Consider the following 17,251-nt stretch of genomic DNA (forward strand, 5'->3'; position numbering starts at 1 on the left):
CCTGGGTCAAGGGGGAAACCGGACGCTGGACGCTTTAGAATGGCGCACCGTCGAACATTGCGAATATAAATGACCGCTTCCAATGCCTGCCGGGGGCAGTCTGCTTACACGCAACACGCAACACGCAACACGCAACACGCCTGTTCGCTGCCAAGGCAGCTTCCCACAAGCGGCGTCACGAAGACGCTGTGGGAAGCTGCCTTGGCAGCGAATACTGCGCGGATTCATGTCACCAAGGTCAATAGATAAACCTTCGCCATGGGGGCAACGCTCAAGCGCTGGAGCAGTCCCAATTTGTTCGGTTGCGGCAGGCCCGGTTTTTCCTTATCGGCGTCAGACCTCAAGAACCAACCGCTTTTCCATCCGTTCGGCGTGGCGTCGGTCATGGGTGACCATGATCAAGACCCGGTCGTTCAGGGTGGCATGGAGAATGTCGAACAACGCGTCGGCGGTGGCCGGCTCCAGACCGGTGAAGGGCTCGTCCAGCAGGACGACCGGACTGTCCCGCAGCAGCACCCGGGCCAGCGATAAACGCCGTCCCTGTCCGCCGGAGAGGTGCATGCCGTTGGTGCCGATCCAGTGATCGAGGCCACCACGTTGCCGTACCAGATCCGCCAGCCGGGCCTGTTCCAGCACCCGCCAGAGTTGTTCGTCGGTGACCTCCGGTCTGGCCAGGCGCAAGTTATCCCTCAGGGTGCCGGTGAACAGCTGCTGTTGCTGCAATAACAGGGCGAAACAGTGACGCCAGGCGTCGCTGTCCGCCCGCGCCTGGCTGACACCGCCGAAACGGATCTCGCCAGCGCTGATCCGTTGCAGGCCCATCAGACAATGCAGCAGGGTGGATTTACCACTGCCGCTTGGGCCGACGATGGCCAGTGGGGCGCCGGCTCGCGCTTGCAGATCAAGACCGCTGAACAAAGCCGGTTGCCCAGGCCAGGCGAAACTCAGTCCGGAGACCATCAAATCACCGTCGGCCCGGGGAATCTCGCTGCCACTGGCGGCTGGCGGCGGGATCGGCGTGCCGGTCAGGGTGTCCAGGCGTGTCACGGTGGCACGGGTGTCCGGCCAGCCCTGCCAGGCCTGGGCCAGGGGCAGGGTCACCTCGGCGGCGGCCAGAACCAGCAACATCAGCGCCAGCGCCATGGGCGCGTCGATCATTTCCTGCCGTACCGGCGCGATCAGGATCAGCAGCATCGCCACCGCCAGCCATTGCATCAGACTCTGGATCAGGGTTTGAGTGATGGCGTGCTGCAGCGCCAGCCGGTGTTCGAGCCCGGCCAGATCGGCCAGCCGGCGGCGCCACTGTTCGAGTAATGACGGCCGCAGACCATAGGCGAGCACATCGGGCAGTCCGTTGAGGGTTTGCACCAAATCCCCACGAAGCTGTTCGCGTTGCCAGGCCCGTTGTTCCAATGGTTCGGCGGAAACTTTCGACAAGTGCCGCAGTAGCAGGAACATCGTGATAAAACCGGCCAGCATGGCCAGGGCCGCCGCCGGTCCGGCGATCCAGAACCCGGCCAGCAGCAATACCAGGGCGGTGGCGGCGGCCACCAGGGCGGGTTGTCCCTGTCCCAGCCAGGCGTTTTCCAACCGTTCCACATCGCCCAGCAGACGTTCCAGTAAATGGCCGCTGCTCAGCGACGACAGAGGGCCGGGGATGCGCGGCAGAATCGCCGCGAACAATCGCGTGCGCAGCCGCTGCATCACGTGGAAGGTGGCGTCATGGCTGACCAGCCGTTCGAAATAGCGGGATACGGTACGGCCCACTGCCAGGGCGCGAATGCCGGAACTGGGTACCAGCATGTTGAACGCCACCGCCGGGCCGCCGGCGGCCATCCCGGCCAGGGCGGCGGCACTGATGAACCAGCCGGACAGCCCCAGTAGCGCCATGGCGGCGAGCGCGGTGATCAGTGCCAGCACCGCGGCGTTGCGCAGCCGCGCGCCTTCTCCTTTGAACTGATGACGAAGCCAGGTGATGTGGTCAGCCATGCGCGGCTCCTTCCATGGACTCGGCTGAAGGGCCGAGCCACAGACTTTGATCGGCCAGGGTGGCGAAAGCCGGGGAATGGGTGGCGATCACCAGGGTGCGTCGTCCCTTGCGGGCTCGCAGCGCTGTGATGATTCGTTGTTCCAGCGCATCGTCCAGTTCCGCGGTGGGTTCATCGAGCAACAATAGCGGCGCCGGGCTCAACAGGGCCCGGGCCAGTGCCAGCCGGCGTCCCTGGCCACCGGAAAGACCGCCGCCGTTCTCATCGAGGCGTGTGTCCAGTCCGGCGGGCAAGTGCTCCAGACCGCACTCGGCCAGTACCTGATGGAGGGCGGCGTCATCGGCGTCCGGGGCGCCCAGGCGCAGATTGTCGGCCACCGTGCCATGGATGAACCACGGATGTTGTCCGGCCCAGGCCAGGTTGCCGGTTGTTTGTGCCAGCAGCGGGGCGGGCCGGCCGTCATGGCGCACCTCGCCGGTGTCCGGCGCCAGCAGACCCGCGATCAGCTTCAAAAGGGTGCTTTTGCCGGTACCGCTGTCCCCTCTGAGCACCAGACAGGTTCCTGCTTGAACGGTCAGATCGCAGTTACTCAGCAGTGTGTCCTCGCTGTCGGGGTAAGCAAACGAGACCTGATCCAGAGTCAGGGCGGTGGCGGTGGTGGAGACGGCGTTGGAGCCGGATACGGATTGACGTTCCTCAAGCAGTGGCGCCAGCGCCTCGGCGGCGGCGTGGGCGGCGGCGCGATCATGATAGCCGGCCGCCAACTGACGCAACGGCTGATAAAACTCCGGTGCCAGCAGAAGGAGCCAGAGCCCGGTGGCGAAATCAAGCCCCGGGCCGGGACCAATGGCAATCAGATTGAGCAGGTGCAAGCCCACATACAACGCCACCAGGGCTACCGATAGCGCGGCGAATAGTTCCAGCACGGCGGAGGTAAGGAAGGCGATCCGCAGAACCTTCATGGTGCGTTTGCGGTATTCGACGTTGACGCGATCCACCGCCTGCTGCTCCGCGGCTTCACGGGCAAACGCGCGCAGCGTCAACACGCCGCGCAGACGATCAAGAAAATAGCCGCCAAGAAAGCGCAGGCTGTCCAGTTGCCGATCCGCCGCCCGCTGCGCGCCACTGCCCACCAGCATCATGAACACCGGGATCAGTGGCGCGGTGCACAGAAAAATCAGGCCGACGACCCAGTCCACGCTGAACGCGGCCAGCAGGAACAGCACCGTGGCCACGCTGGCCACCCGTCGTTGTATCGCGAAACCAGCATGATAGCGCCCCACCGCCCCGGCTTGTTCCAGCAGCGCGGTACTGGCCTCCCCCGCCGTCAAAGTGCCACCGGCGCCACGCAGCAGCGCCTCCGCCACGTCGCGCCGTACCGCCTGGCTGATATCAGCACCGGCGCCGGCGCTGAAGCGGGCACGGGCGGCGCCGGCCAGGGCCCGCAGCGCCAGCGTCAGCACCAGCAGGGCCGCCGGTAACCATAACGAAGGCGCGCCGTTGAGCAGAGCCGCGGCGAGCCAGGCCAACAGTCCCGCCTGAACAATAGCCAGTGGTGTATCCGCCAGCGCGCTCAGGTACAACCAACGCACCATGATCCTGGCGTGATGTCCCTGGCTATTCAGCCAGAGCCGGGGATCGGTCGGGACTTGCGTGGACGACGAGGCGGAATCTTGATGTAAATCAATGGGCATGCCGGTTTTCAACTCTTCTCTGGAGCGCTGACGTGAACGAGGGCAGGGCCGGTGCTATGCTTATAACGGTTTCACAAGCGCGAACAATAATGGGGAACAATGGTAGACCCGATTGCTCAGGCTTTCACCCGCGGCCTTTGCTCGCGGAGGTGGAAGTCGGCTGGCGGATTTTTATCTTGAATCGTTTCTTCGTTGACGCGGAAACGTTTCCCCCATCGTATTCGTGCACTGGTAAATGAGGGCCACGGAAGGTCTTCCGCAGGGAATGGCGTGCCGTCTATGCTCCCGCTGAAACGGAGTGGACCGAATGATCCGGTCTGATTGGCGGCCCGCCAGGGTGTATTCAGGGGAGAAACGCAGATGATCGACGCTACTCTGGTTGAGTTGTCGCGGGCGCAATTTGCCCTGACAGCAATGTACCATTTCCTTTTTGTACCTCTGACTCTGGGACTGTCCTTCATGATCGCCATCATGGAGAGCGTCTATGTCATGACCGGGCGCACCATCTGGCGTGACATGACCAAGTTCTGGGGGTTGCTGTTCGGCATCAACTTCGCCATGGGCGTGGCCACCGGTATCGTCATGGAATTCCAGTTCGGTACCAACTGGGCCTATTACAGTCATTACGTCGGTGACATCTTCGGTGCGCCCCTGGCCATTGAAGGTCTGATGGCGTTCTTCCTGGAAGCTACTCTGGTGGGCCTGTTCTTCTTTGGCTGGGACAAGCTCGGCAAAGTGCAGCACCTGGTGGTGACCTGGCTGGTGGCGCTGGGGTCCAACCTCTCGGCGCTCTGGATTCTGGTGGCCAACGGCTGGATGCAGAATCCGGTGGGATCTTTCTTCAATCCCGACACCATGCGCATGGAGGTCACGGACTTCGCCGCGGTGATCTTCAATCCGGTGGCGCAGGCCAAGTTCGTCCACACCGTCGCCGCCGGCTACGTCACTGGCGCGGTCTTCGTGCTGGCGATCAGCGCTTACTATCTGCTGCGCGGCCGTTACCAGGCGCTGGCCAAACGTTCCTTCACGGTCGCCGCCTCGTTCGGCCTGGCGGCGGCACTGTCGGTGGTGGTACTCGGGGACGAATCCGGTTACGCCATTACCGAAAACCAGAAAATGAAACTGGCGATGATCGAGGGCATGTGGCACACGGAAGAAGCGCCGGCGTCGTTCTCCCTGTTTGGTATCCCTGACCGCGAAGCTCAGGAAACGCACTATGAGCTGAAGATTCCCTGGGTCATGGGGCTGATCGCCACGCGCAGTTTCAGCCAGGAGATTCCCGGCATCATGGAACTGGCGGCACTCTCGGAGATGCATATCCGCGATGGCCTGCTGGCTTACGACGCGTTGGAGACGTTGAAGGTTGACGAGGCCAACGCCGAGGCCCGCGAGGCGTTTGTTCAGAATCAGGAATATCTGGGCTACGCACTGCTGTTGAAAAAGTACGTGGAGGATCCTCGCGAGGCCAGCGATCAGCAGATCGTCATGGCGGTGCAGGATTCGCTGCCGAATGTCTTTGCGTTGTTCTGGTCATTCCGTTTCATGGTGGCGATCGGGTTCTACATGATCGCCTTGTTCGGCCTGGCGTTTTATCTGATATCGCTACGGCGCCGGGTGCCGCGCTGGTTCCTGAGAGTGTCGTTCTACACTTTACCCTTGCCCTGGCTGGCGGCGGAACTGGGTTGGCTGGTGGCGGAATACGGTCGGCAGCCCTGGGTCATCGAAGGCGTATTACCGACTTTCCTCGGAGTCAGTTCCATTGGCATCAGTGACATTCTGATTTCCCTGGGTGGCTTCATGGTGTTGTACACGGTGCTGGCGGTGATCGAGATCCGCCTGATGCTCAAATACATCCGCAAGGGGCCGGAAGAGGAAAGCGGTGACGATCCCGCCAAACTGGACGCCGGCTTGTCACCGGCCTTCGCCAAGCCCCAGGAATGAGGGAGGAAACGCCATGATTTTCGATTACGAAGTGTTGCGTTTGATCTGGTGGGCCTTGCTCGGTGTCCTGCTGGTGGCCTTCGCCGTCACCGATGGCTTCGATATGGGCGTGGCCGCGCTGCTGCCGGCGGTGGCCCGAAGCGACGGCCAGCGCCGCCAGGTGATCAATACCGTGGGACCAGTATGGGAAGGCAATCAGGTCTGGTTCATTCTCGGTGGCGGCGCCATTTTCGCCGCCTGGCCGGCGCTCTACGCAGTCAGCTTTTCCGGGTTTTATCTGGCCATGTTCCTGATTCTGTCGGCGCTGATTATCCGGCCGGTGGCGTTCAAGTTCCGCTCAAAAAGGGACGAGCCGGCCTGGCGTGCGCGCTGGGACGCGGCTTTGTGCTTCAGTGGCGTGGTGCCGGCACTGATTTTCGGCGTTGCCGTTGGCAACGTGCTGCAGGGGGTTCCCTTCCACTTTGACAGCGATCTGCGGCCGTTCTATACCGGGTCCTTCTTCGGGCTGCTGAATCCATTCGCGCTGCTGTGCGGGCTGGTGTCGCTGTCGATGCTGATTCTGCACGGCGCTACCTGGTTGCAGATCAAGGCGGACGGTGAGCCGGCCGAGCGGGCCCGAAAATACGGCATGATCGCCGCCGTGGTGGTGATAGTACTGTTTGCCATCGGCGGTATCTGGATCAGCAATATGGAAGGGTACCGGATCGCAACCGCGCTGGATCCGAACGGCCCCAGTAACCCATTGCGCAAGGAAGTGCTTCAGGAGGCGGGTATCTGGCTGAGCAACTATCGGGCTCAGCCGATTCTGTGGCTGGTGCCGCTGATCGGGTTCGGCGGAGCGTTGCTGGCGTTGTTGGGGCTGTTCTCGCGCATCGGTGCACTCAGCTTCCTTGGATCCAAGTTGTCGGTTGCCGCCATCATCACCACGGTGGGGGTAGCCATGTTCCCGGTCATCCTGCCAAGCAGCTCGGAGCCCGGCCACAGCCTGACGGTCTGGGACAGTTCGTCCAGCCATTACACGCTTGGCATCATGCTGGTGGCGACCGCGATTTTTCTGCCAATCATCCTGCTGTATACCGCCTGGGTGTATAAGGTGCTGTGGGGCAAGGTCAGCGAAAGCGACGTCAACAAGGACATGTACTGAGGAGAATAGAGTATGTGGTACTTCAGTTGGATTCTCGGCGTGGGCCTGGCTTGTACGTTCGCCATCCTCAACGCCATGTGGTTCGAGTTGTCCGAAGTGGATGAGCGGGCCCGTGAGGTCGAAGACAAGGAGTGATCGACGGCAACCGCGGGGCGGCCCTTTTCTGAACAAGAGGGCCGCCACCATGCCCTTCGCTGCCAAGGCAGCTCCCACAGCTGCCTCGCAGCTTTCTCCGTGGGATGCTGCCTTGGCAGCGAAGGGCGTTTAAGTGTGTCTCCCGACAGCGGGGGAACAGCACCAACCCTGGAACCGTGATGTCTTTTCGTGTAAGGGAAATACCGGAAAGGAGAAGCGGAAAGGAAAAATGGAAAGGCGGGAAGAATAAGTGCCGCCGCCGAGCCCCCCAACGACCGGACGGAGCGCGAACCAGGGGACGGGGAGTGGCGACGGCGAGTTCAGGCTACCGGTTCACCGTTTCCGCGGTCTTGACCTGGATCAAGGGAATACCGCTTAGTGCGAGCGGTGCTTTTTCTGCTGTGCTTGCAGATGGTTTTTCAGCGCCACGGCGTTGTTGTGGCGGGTATCTCGGGCCGCGTAGAGCAATGTCAAAGTGTGGTCCGCGCTGGATTGTAGCAGGCCCTCGACGAGCTCGGGGTTGGCATCCAGTTCTTCGTGATAACGTTTCTGGAATTCCTCCCAGCGTTGCGGGTCGTGGTCGAACCATTTGCGCAACGCGGTGGAGGGGGCCAGCTTTCGAAACCAGCCATCGGCAGCCACCTGTTCTTTCTTCATGCCGCGCGGCCAGGCACGGTCCACCAGCGCGCGGTAGCCGTCGTCGTCGTCCCGATCGTCATAGACACGTTTGCATTGAATCCGGGCAGGACCTTGCATGTTGGAACCTCATGGGGCGCTGGTTAACCGGGTCAGGGTTTCGGCGGCCTCCTCGATGATGTGGTTCAGACGTTGCTTCGCGCTCAGCAGTTGCTGAATCTGTCCGCAGGATTGTCCGGCGTACAACGCCATGTCATCGACTTCACCGCGGGCATCGGCCAGTGGCGAGTCGGTGGAGAACAGATAAACCGGCTGCCCGTCCTGCTCCCCGATGATCTCGGAAATCCGCGCATGCCGCAAATCGTCGTATTCCCCCCGGGTAACGCGGCTACGCAGCACCCTTACCGGGGCCGGCTCATGCCAGTTGCGGGTAAAATGGCGGCAGTGCACGGTATCACCGGCTTCCGCGTTGAGCAGTCTTTGTTGATGGTGACGATGGGCATTGGCCTCTTGCGTGGCCAGGAAGGCGCTGCCCAGGCTCGCGCCTTGGGCGCCGAGGGCAAGGGCCGCCACCAGGGACCGGCCATTGGCGATGCCGCCGGACGCCACCACGGGCACCGGACAGAATGGAACGAGTTCGGCCAGCAGGCTCAAGGTACCGATCTGGCCGCGTACGTGACCGCCGGCCTCCCAGCCCTGGGCGATGATGATTTCAGCGCCGGCGTCGATGGCCAGCTCGGCGTCCCAGCGACTGCCGACCTGGTGAATGACACCAATGCCTTCGCTGACCAGGTGGCGTATCAGGGCGCTGTCCACGTCCCAGAACAGCACCACGAACGGCACCTGAAGGTTCAGACAAGTATGCACTTGCTGATGGAGCAGAGCGGGATCGGTAGCCGCGGGGATCAGATTGACCGCGAACGGTTTATCAGTGAGGTGTCGTAACGCCAGGACTTCATCGCGGATTCGTTCCACCGGCTCGCGCACCATGCCCAGCACGCCGAAGCCACCGGCCTGGCAGACCGCCGCGGCCAGCCGGTGCCGGGCGACGCCGCCCATGCCGGCCAGCAAGATCGGGTAAGCGCAGCCCAATTGCTGGCAAAGCGGGGTGCGTAGTGCCGATGGTGCTACCACTGCCATATTTGATCGGCCTGCTGGTACAGATCCACCAGTCCGGTCTGGCTCACCAGTTCCACGCCGGCTTGCAGGGGCAGGTTGGCGAGGCCGCGCTCCTCCAGATCCTCACGTACCACGAAGATGGGAACGCCGCTTTCGGTGAGATCGGTCAGGTCACGCAACAGTTCCGCCGGTTGGCTTTGTTTCCAGTTACCCAGCTCCAGCGGTGGTTGGCGTTGACTCAGCACCGCGTAGTGCACGCCATGGCCGCTGAGCAGCACTTGCAAATCGCCACCGGCGCCGCGCATGGACCGTGTCAGCCAGAGAATGGTGTCGTCCTGTTCTTCCACCGTGGTGCGGAAGGCTTGATCGATAACCTGCAGTACTTTCATGGCGCTTACCTCGTGCCGATGGTCAGGGTATTGAAGGCGTCACTGGCGTAGCGCCACAGGTCCGGCGGGCCGCCCCGGCCGCAGCCGTCGATCACCTCATTGACGCCGCGTTCGTCCACGCACAGACCGCAGTTTATCCACTCGAAGCTCAACGTTTTGGCGGCGGCTTTTTCTTGCAGCGCCCGGATCCATTCCCGGGTCAGCGGATGATCTTCTTCCGCCGCGTCACGGCCGTGCACCGCGTTGCCGTGAGGGGACTGTCTGGCGAAAGCCAGGGCCACGGCCCCCTCATAAGCGAAGACTCGCAGCGAAGCGCCACGCTCCAGAGCGGCATCCAGCAGGCGGAAGAAGGTCACCGTGCGTTCGCTTTCGAAGGGTGGATCCATGAAGGCGAAGGTCAGGGTTTTCGGGTTGTTCATGGGTCCTCCTAGTTCCAGATCACTTTGGCGCCGGCCAGCAGCGCGTCGATGGCATCGCCGACATCGCCCACCGCCACGTCGGCTTTCAAATCCGAGGCTTCGATTTCCCGTTGCTTTAATGAGAAGCCATCGGCGCTGACCGCGACACCGCTGGCGATCAAAGTGTCAAAAGCGCCATCGCGGGCATCCCGGCGGGCGGGCACGACGCCGTTCTGCACCAATAGAACGGCAACTTGATGGCCAGCCTCGCGGAGCTGACGGGCCAATCGGTATTGCGCCGCGCAGCGGACCTCGGTAAACGGGTCCTGGCTTTGGATGAACAGATAGTCGGACATGGACGTCTCCAGGATCAGGAAGAAAGGGAAGTCAGCGGACGTTCTTCCAGCAGCTGCTTGCGCAGCAGGAAGTCACCGAAATGTTCGCCATCACGGCGTTGGCCGGCATAGCGTTCGAACATGGGCGCGAGCAACGCGAGGAAGCGTTCTTCGTCCACGTTGCCGGCGTACAGTTGCGCCAGCCGGTCGCCATGAAAGCTGCCGCCCAGATACAGGTTGTACAGCCCTGGGGCGCGGCCGGTGAGGGCGATCTCGGCCAGATAAGGCCGGGCGCAGCCGTTGGGGCAGCCGGTCAGACGCAGGGTGATGGGTTCCTCGCGCAGTCCGTATTGGCCCTTGAGCCGCTGGAAGCGCTCCAGAAACGTGGGTAAGTAACGTTCCGCCTCGGCCATGGCCAGGCCGCAGGTCGGCAGTGCCACGCAACTGAGGGTATGGGCGGCCTGCGCTTCCGGATCGAGGCGCCAATCCAGTCCCAGGTCTTCAAGGCGCCATTGCACCTGTTCCAGCTCGTGCGTCTCGATATGGGTCAACTGCAGGTTCTGGTTGGTGGTTAGCCGCAGGCGGCCGCCATACTGTTCCAGAAAGCCGCCCAGTTGGGTGCGCAGGGCATCGTCCACGCGGCCGCTTTCCACATAGAGCGTGGCGTGCCAGAGGCCATCGTCGCCCTGCTGCCAGCCAAGTCGATCGCCGTTGTGGTCGAAGTGGACGCCGAGGGCCGGCTCCAGCGGGCGGCCACGACGGCGTTCCAGTTCTTCCAGGAACCAGGGCAGGCCGAGACGATCCAGGGTGTATTTGAAACGGGCCCGGTGGCGATCCTGACGATCACCGAAGTCGCGCTGGATGCTCATCACCAATTCGGCGAAGGCGGGGGCCTCGTCCGCCTCGATAAAACCGATTTCCTCCGCCAGACGGGGATAGCTGTCCTCGCGGTTGTCCAACTGACCCATGCCGCCGCCGACACAGACGTTGAAGCCGATCAGATCGCCTTTGTTCACCACCGCGATATAGCCCAGATCCTGGCCGTGGATGTCGACGTCGTTGACTGGCGGCAGCACGAAGCCGACCTTGAATTTGCGTGGCAGGTACAGCTTGCCATAGACCGGCTCCTCGCCGTCGCTCACCGGCGTTGGCTGTTGATGCCAGATGTCCGCATAGGCGCCGGTTTTCGGAATCAGACGGTCACTGGTGATCCGCGCCAGCTGCTGCACCCGCTCGTGAGCTTTGGACAAGTACGGATTGGCGCCGCACACCACGCCGCGGCTGTCGTCGCCGCAGGCGGCGATGGTGTCCAGCCCTAACGGCCGCAGTCCTTGAATCAGCGAGCGCAGCTGCGATTTGCGCACACCATGCAACTGAACGGTGCCCCGGGTGGTGATGCGCAGGCCCCGTTCGGCGTAGAGACGGGAAAGACGGTCCAGACCCTGCCATTGGCGCTTGTCCAGCACACCGCCGGGAATACGCAGGCGCACCATGAACTGGTAAGCCGGTTCCAGGCGGCGCTGGCGGCGATCGGCGCGGCGGTCGCGGTCGTCCTGCTGATAGATGCCATGGAACTTCATCAGCAGTGGGTCTTCCCCGGGCACCGCGCCGGTGAGCAGGTCGTCGAGCCCCTCGGCGATGGTGCCGCGCAGATGGCGGCTGCGGGCTTTCAGTTGTTCGTTCTCGTGCAGTCGTTCCACCGGCTGACTGAGATCGGGACGGGAATCGCTCATCACGGTCTCCTCAATACAGGTTGCGGTGCAGGCGCTTGTTGCGGCCCAGTTGCTTCCAGGCGCCGTCTCCCTGGCGCTGGTCCAGAGCGGTTTTCAAGCTGTTCTCCAGGTCGCTCAATCGACCCTTGTCGCCACACAGGTAGAGATGCGCGCCTTGTTCGATCCAACTGGCCAGACGATCGATCTGGTTGAGCAGCGGATCGATCAGGCTGGCGCCGGGGCGGTCCTGGTAAAACACCGTATCCACCTGTTCCAGCACGCCATCCGCGTGGGCCTGCTGAATATCCAGCTGATAAAGAAAGTCCTCTTCGAAACGCTGCTCAGCGAACACCAGCCAGCACGGCGGGCGTTGAGGCCGCTGTGACAGCGCTTGCAGGAAAGCGCGATAAGGGGCGATGCCGGTGCCTTCGGCAATCAGGATCAGCGGAGCGTCGTCATCCGGCAGACGGAAACGGGTGTTGCGATGCGGGTACAACCGCACCGGGTCGCCGGGCTGCAAATCCAGCAGATAGCGGGAGGCGATACCCTGTTCGTGCCGTTCCCGGAACGGATAGCGGAACGCCTTGATGGTAAGGTGCAACTCGTCGTCCAGCTCCGCCAGGCTGTTGGCCACGTCATAGAGCCGGGGTTGCAAGGGACGCAGGGCGTTTACCAGAGCCTGGGCCGGCGCATGTGCCGGATACTGGCTGAGCAGATCGAGCAGTTGATGCTGGCGGAGAAAGGCCCGCTGCTCCCGGCTCTCCGCTTCGCACAGCGTTTTCAGCGCCGGGGCATTGCTGTGTTCCGCCCAGAAGGTGAGAAAACCGGTGCCGACGATGGTCAGATCCCGGGATTGGCGCAGGGCCTGCACCAGGGGCTGGGCGTCGCCGTCCAGGGTCACCGGCTGCTCGCCGGACAGCTCGCAGGCGTCCAGCACCGCCGCCACCAGCTCGGGCGGGTTGTCGGCGAGAATACCGACGGCGTCGCCGGGGAGCAGGTCCGGAATTGCTTGATCCAGGGCCAACTCCAGATGGTGTATCGGCTGGCGGCGATCAGCGGCGCTCAGGTTCTGGTTGACCAGCACCTCCACCGTCAACGGATGGTGTTTGTCGTAGCGAAAAGGGCTGGAGGCCGGGGCCGGCGATGGGCCCGGCGCCGCGTCCGTGTTTCCGGTCTTGGGCAATGCTTCCAACAGGCGGGCGATCCAGTCCCGGGCCAGCTGTTCGAAGTCCACGTCACAGTCTTGCCGGGCGATCAGCCGTTCGCCGCCCAGCGCCTCCAGACGCTGATCGAACTCCTGACCGGTGACACAGAAGCGCTCGTAGCTGCTGTCTCCCAGGGCCAATACGGCGAATTTGAGGTTGTCCAGCTTTGGAGCATCGTCGCTCATCAGGCCCTGATAAAACGCCTGGATCGGTTCCGGCGGGTCGCCGTCGCCGTGGGTGGCGGTGATGATCACCAGGTGATCGCGCCGTGCCAGTTGCCGGGGCCGCAACCGGGCCAGATCAATCACTTCCGTGGCGATGCCCGCGGCTCCGCAACGTTCGCTCAACAGCCTGGCCAGTTGCCGGCAGTTATCGGTTTCCGTGCCGTAGCCGATCAGCACCGGATGCGGAGCGTCCGTCCTGGCCGCGGCGGTGTCCGGCGCTGTGCCGGTGGCGGTGAGATAGCCGCTCAGCCACCAGCGTTGCCGCTCGTCCAGGGCGCCCAGTAATTGTCGGACCTGGCGCCATTGAGGGTCGGAAAAAGGGGGCGGTGTGGCGTGCGCCGTCATCTCCGGCTCCGTACTTCAACGTGGACCGACAGTATGGGGACGTATTTTGAATAGAAATAATGAAATAGAATGCGGTTTAAATTCAAAGAAGTTGATATAAATCATGGATATCGATCTGGCCCGAACGTTTCTGGAGATTGTCCGTACCGGCAGTTTCATGGCCGCCGCCGAGCGTCTGCACATCACCCAGACCACGGTGACCGCCCGCATCCATAACCTGGAAGGGCAACTGGGTTGCCGGCTGTTCGTGCGCAATCGGGCCGGGGCCCGGCTCACGCCCCATGGTGAACGCTTCACCCCGCATGCCAGTCAGTTGGTCCGTACTTGGGAAGCCGCGAGGCGGGAGTTGCCGTTGCCGGATGGGGCCGAGGATATGCTGGTGCTGGGTGGTGAAACCAGTCTGTGGAATCCGCTGCTGCTGAACTGGGTTACCCGCTTGCGTCAGCACCACCCGAATGTCGCCACTCGTGCCGAAGTGCACGACGGCGAAGCGTTGCAGGAACGCCTGGAAAGGGGGGTACTGGACGCGGCGCTGGTGCACCGGCCCGCTTACTGGCCGGGGTTGCAGGTGGAGCAACTGCTGGAAGAAAAACTGATCCTGGTGCGGTCGGTCCGCACCGAGGAGCCCTATGTCTACGTGGACTGGGGGGCGGATTTTCGCAAGCAGCACGACGTCGCTTTGCCGGAGCGGGCGCGCTCGCCGGTGTCCGCGAATTTCGGTCCGCTGGCGATTCAGTTTCTGCTGCAGCAAGGGGGCAGCGGCTATTTTCGTACCCGCGTGGCCGAGCCTCATCTGCGCGAGGGGACGCTGGAACGGGTCGCCGATGCGCCGGAATTCACCTATCCGGTGTACCTCGCCCGCGCCCGGGGGAAACACGGCCCGCTGCTGGATCAGGCCTTTCGGGTGTTGCGGGCGGTGGCGGAGGAAAGCGCCGAGTGGTCAGCGTAACCTCCGTGGGAGCGATCCTGGCCGCGAATGGCGTCATGGCACGCGCAATCGCAACGGATCCACCAGCCCGGCGGCCACCGCCATGCCGACCAGATCCGGCAGGCGTTCGGCGCCCATTCGCTTCATCACCCGCGACCGGTACAGATCCACGGTTTTGACGCTGACGTCCAATTGCGCGGCGATCTCGCGGTTGGTGTAGCCCTTGACCAGTGGCAGCAGCACGTCCCGCTCACGGGGTGTGAGAGTGTCCAGTTTTTCATCCACCTGTTGCCGGCCGGTGGCCTGTTTATCCTCTTTGCGTTCACTATTGAGCGCCTGCTGCACGCTGTCCAGCAACAGTTGTTCGTTGTAGGGCTTTTCGATGAAATCCACGGCGCCGGCCTTGAACGCTCGCACCACGATGGGCACGTCGGCATGGCCGCTGACGAAGATGATGGGGTAGTCCAGCCCGCGATCCTTCATCGCCTGCTGTACATGCAGTCCGCCCAGGGTGGGCATGCGGACGTCCAGCAGCACACAGGCGTTGGCTCCCGATACGCAGGCTTCGAGAAAGTCGCCGCCGTTGGTGAACGGGCGGGCGTCCAGACCGACCGACTCCAACAGCCAGACGGTGGACTCCAGCATGCCGGGGTCGTCGTCCACCACGTAAACGATTTGTGTGCCGGTGGTCATGGGGTCTCCTCGTTATGGGCCAGCGGCAGCCGGCAGTACAGCTCCAGTCCGTGTTCGAGCAAACGGGCATTCAATTCACCGCCGAGCCCTTCGATGACTGAACGGCTCATGGACAATCCCAGCCCCAGGCCGTCGGGTTTGCTGGTATAGAACGGCGTGAACATATGCTTGAGTGTCTCGGGGTCGGCACCGGCGCCTTGATCAATGACGCGGATCACCAGGAAGTTGTCGGGTGCGCGCAGGGTGGCGACGGTGATTTCGGAGGGTTGCTCCGGCCAGCGTTCGCGATTGGCGTCGAGCGCGTTACGCAGCAGATTTACCAGCACCTGTTCCAGCAGAATACGGTCCGCGTACAGTGGCGGCAGGTCCACGGCAAACTGTCTGGCGATGGTAATACGATGGCTCTCCGCTTCCCAGGCGCAAAGGTGAATGGCTTGATTCGCCACCGTGTTGATATCGAGCGCTTCCAGGCGCCGCTGACCTTTGCGGAGAAACGCGCGCAGCCGCCGGATCACTTCCGAAGCATGGTGGGCGTGTTCGCTGATACGATTCAAACCCTGGGCGACTTTTTCGATTTTCGGCCCGGCAGCGGACGCCGGGTCGTATTCGGTTGGACTGTCGTGGACAGGTGATTGGAGCGAGCGAAGGTGGCGCAGACTGGCCGCGGCGTAATTATTGATCGCCGCCAGCGGCTGGTTGATTTCATGGGCGATGCCGGAGGCCAGTTCGCCCATGGCGATCAACCGGCTGCTTTGCGCCAGTTCATTCTGATGGCGGCGTTGCTGGGCTTCGCGCAGGGCCCGTTCGGTCATATCCCGGGCAACCAGGGAATAGTACTGGTCGTTGCCCGCGCCGCGATGGGCCAGCAGTACCAGGGATACTGGAAAGGATTCGCCGGAGTCGCCGGCGCGCAGTTGCGCCTCGCTGGTCCACACCCCTTGTTCCCGGGCGCTGTTCCAGCCTTGTTCGCGCAGCCGCCGGATGTCCTCGGCGGCGAATAACTCGGCCAGATCCGGCCACGGATCCGGGCCGATGGCCAGCGCCTCACGAGCGGCACGGTTGGCGTAGGTGAGGCGTTCGTCGAGCCCGACGAACAGCACCAGATCGGTGTTCGCTTCCACTACTTCGGCCAGACGGCGGCGGTTTTCTTCCGCCCGGACCCGGGCGGTAATGTCGCGGGTGACGCTGACCACCTCCACCACCGCGCCGGTATAGGTCTCGCGGATGGCATGGCTGGCGGTCTCGAACCACAGATAGTGGCCGCGCCGGTGGCGGATCTGATAGGTCATGGTGTGATAACCCAACTCCTCCAGCGCCGCCTTGGCCTGTTGTTGCAACCGCTCCCGGTCCTGTTCATGAAACAGCGTCCGCACCGCCGTGCCGCGTAATTGTTCCGGCCAGTAGCCCAACAAGCCCCAGGAGGCTGGCGAAGCGTCAAGGAAAACGCCGTCCGGCGTGTGCCGCGAGATCAAATCAGTGGTGTTCTCGGTGATCAGACGGTACAAGCGGCGGGCGCGGTTGCCGGCCTTTTCGTTCCGTAGCTGTTCGGTGGCGTCACGGCCGCGGGCCAGGATGCGTTGGCCAGGCAGGTCGGGAATAAAGCTCCACAGTAAAATGCGATCACCGAGTCGCGCTTCCACATCAACGATGGCGCGGCCCTGGGAAAGGCAGGCGGTGGCCAGGGCCTGGTGGTTGATTGGCAGGCACGTGCCGGCGTCGATGTGGTGTTCACCGAGCCATTGTTGCAGAGCGTGGTTGGTATCGACGGCCTGGCCGTGATTATCAAGCACCGCCATCAGTTGGGGGTCGTTGCTGAGCAGTGCAAAGGCCCCCTCCCGGTGGGGTAATGGGCGGGCCAGTTGATTGAGCATGGCGGCCAGCGAGAGCAGCCACTGGCTGCCGCAGTGCGGGGACAATTCCAACAGCAGCAGGCCCGGGCTGTCGTCATCCAGCGACAGTGGCAGAATCGCGCCATGGTGCAGAGCGGCGCGTCGAACCCGGCCGGCGAGCCAGCAGGGCAGGACGCGCAACTCGCTCAGTGATAGCGCTGTTTCTCCGGCCAGCCGTTGGTGCAAGGCATGATCCGAAGCCAGGAACGGATCGCCGGGGCCTGGTGGCAGACCGGCCTGGCCTTCCGCGTCGTCGTAAACCCCGGCATCCGCCTGCCAGAACAGGTAGAAAGCCCGCCGCACTTCCGGGGTAGACGCCATCATCCGGCACAAGCCGGCGGCGCGTTGGGAACGGGGCATGCGGTCCTGCTGCAATCGCAGCCAGTTCCGTAGCAACAGGGGAAAGGTATTGTCCTGGTCCATCATGGGCTCAATAGAAATGATCTAGTAAAAATACTATAAGACTCTGGTTTTAT

At 62.9% G+C, this 17,251-nt stretch carries 15 protein-coding genes; 4 read left to right on the forward strand and 11 right to left on the reverse strand.

What is annotated here, in order from left to right; translation table 11 throughout:
* Positions 1-333 precede the first annotated feature (333 nt).
* Both cydC and cydD read right to left on the reverse strand, forming a co-directional pair.
* Positions 334-1,989 carry a thiol reductant ABC exporter subunit CydC gene (gene cydC / locus E0L37_RS12510; protein ID WP_133492064.1) on the reverse strand — a complete coding sequence of 552 codons (1,656 nt, stop codon included), beginning with the start codon at positions 1,987-1,989 and terminating at the stop codon, positions 334-336.
* Positions 1,982-3,682, reverse strand: a complete 1,701-nt coding sequence (cydD, locus tag E0L37_RS12515) for a thiol reductant ABC exporter subunit CydD (RefSeq protein ID WP_133492065.1) — start codon at positions 3,680-3,682, stop codon at positions 1,982-1,984. Before cydD ends, cydC begins: the two co-directional genes overlap by 8 nt.
* Positions 3,683-4,042: 360 nt before the next feature.
* Between cydD and E0L37_RS12520 the strand changes: the two genes are divergently transcribed.
* The 3 genes from E0L37_RS12520 to cydX are packed head-to-tail and all read left to right on the forward strand — an operon-like array spanning position 4,043 to position 6,902.
* Positions 4,043-5,623: a cytochrome ubiquinol oxidase subunit I gene (locus E0L37_RS12520; RefSeq protein WP_205655613.1), complete on the forward strand. Its 1,581-nt coding sequence runs from the start codon at positions 4,043-4,045 to the stop codon at positions 5,621-5,623.
* Positions 5,624-5,636: 13 nt separating this feature from the next.
* Positions 5,637-6,767: a cytochrome d ubiquinol oxidase subunit II gene (gene cydB / locus E0L37_RS12525; protein ID WP_133492066.1), complete on the forward strand. Its 1,131-nt coding sequence runs from the start codon at positions 5,637-5,639 to the stop codon at positions 6,765-6,767.
* A 12-nt stretch (positions 6,768-6,779) separates the two neighbouring features.
* On the forward strand, positions 6,780-6,902 hold the full coding sequence (gene cydX, locus E0L37_RS12530) for a cytochrome bd-I oxidase subunit CydX (protein WP_133492067.1): 123 nt from the start codon (positions 6,780-6,782) through the stop codon (positions 6,900-6,902).
* 375 nt (positions 6,903-7,277) lie between these two features.
* Here cydX and E0L37_RS12535 read toward each other — a convergent pair whose 3' ends face one another.
* From E0L37_RS12535 to E0L37_RS12565, 7 genes are read right to left on the reverse strand one after another with little or no spacing between them, the layout of a single operon-like run.
* Entirely contained in the window at positions 7,278-7,658 is a 381-nt protein-coding gene (locus tag E0L37_RS12535; RefSeq protein ID WP_133492068.1) for a DUF488 domain-containing protein, read from the reverse strand.
* A gap of 9 nt (positions 7,659-7,667) precedes the next feature.
* The gene (locus tag E0L37_RS12540) at positions 7,668-8,678 is read right to left on the reverse strand and encodes a nitronate monooxygenase family protein (protein WP_133492069.1); all 1,011 of its coding nucleotides are present in this window, start codon (positions 8,676-8,678) and stop codon (positions 7,668-7,670) included.
* Positions 8,666-9,046, reverse strand: coding sequence for a DsrE family protein (locus E0L37_RS12545; protein ID WP_133492070.1), 381 nt, complete (start codon positions 9,044-9,046; stop codon positions 8,666-8,668). Before E0L37_RS12545 ends, E0L37_RS12540 begins: the two co-directional genes overlap by 13 nt.
* Positions 9,047-9,051: 5 nt before the next feature.
* Positions 9,052-9,465 (reverse strand): DsrE/DsrF/TusD sulfur relay family protein, encoded by a 414-nt coding sequence (locus tag E0L37_RS12550; protein ID WP_133492071.1) that lies wholly within the window; start codon positions 9,463-9,465, stop codon positions 9,052-9,054.
* An 8-nt stretch (positions 9,466-9,473) separates the two neighbouring features.
* Entirely contained in the window at positions 9,474-9,800 is a 327-nt protein-coding gene (locus E0L37_RS12555) for a DsrE family protein (protein WP_133492072.1), read from the reverse strand.
* Positions 9,801-9,814: 14 nt separating this feature from the next.
* Complete coding sequence (locus E0L37_RS12560; protein WP_133492073.1) at positions 9,815-11,512, reverse strand: NADPH-dependent assimilatory sulfite reductase hemoprotein subunit; 1,698 nt, start codon at positions 11,510-11,512, stop codon at positions 9,815-9,817.
* Positions 11,513-11,522: 10 nt separating this feature from the next.
* Entirely contained in the window at positions 11,523-13,265 is a 1,743-nt protein-coding gene (locus E0L37_RS12565) for a sulfite reductase flavoprotein subunit alpha (RefSeq protein WP_133492074.1), read from the reverse strand.
* A gap of 103 nt (positions 13,266-13,368) precedes the next feature.
* Here E0L37_RS12565 and E0L37_RS12570 point away from each other — a divergent pair, with 103 nt between their 5' ends.
* Positions 13,369-14,214 carry a LysR family transcriptional regulator gene (locus tag E0L37_RS12570; RefSeq protein ID WP_133492075.1) on the forward strand — a complete coding sequence of 282 codons (846 nt, stop codon included), beginning with the start codon at positions 13,369-13,371 and terminating at the stop codon, positions 14,212-14,214.
* A gap of 33 nt (positions 14,215-14,247) precedes the next feature.
* Here the strand turns inward: E0L37_RS12570 and E0L37_RS12575 are convergent, their stop codons facing one another.
* Entirely contained in the window at positions 14,248-14,886 is a 639-nt protein-coding gene (locus E0L37_RS12575) for a response regulator transcription factor (protein WP_133492076.1), read from the reverse strand.
* Complete coding sequence (locus E0L37_RS12580) at positions 14,883-17,201, reverse strand: PAS domain S-box protein (RefSeq protein WP_205655614.1); 2,319 nt, start codon at positions 17,199-17,201, stop codon at positions 14,883-14,885. Before E0L37_RS12580 ends, E0L37_RS12575 begins: the two co-directional genes overlap by 4 nt.
* Between the last annotated feature and the right edge of the window lie 50 nt (positions 17,202-17,251).

The sequence above is a fragment of the Alcanivorax sp. 24 genome, assembly GCF_004360225.1.
GTDB lineage: Bacteria > Pseudomonadota > Gammaproteobacteria > Pseudomonadales > Alcanivoracaceae > Alloalcanivorax > Alloalcanivorax xiamenensis.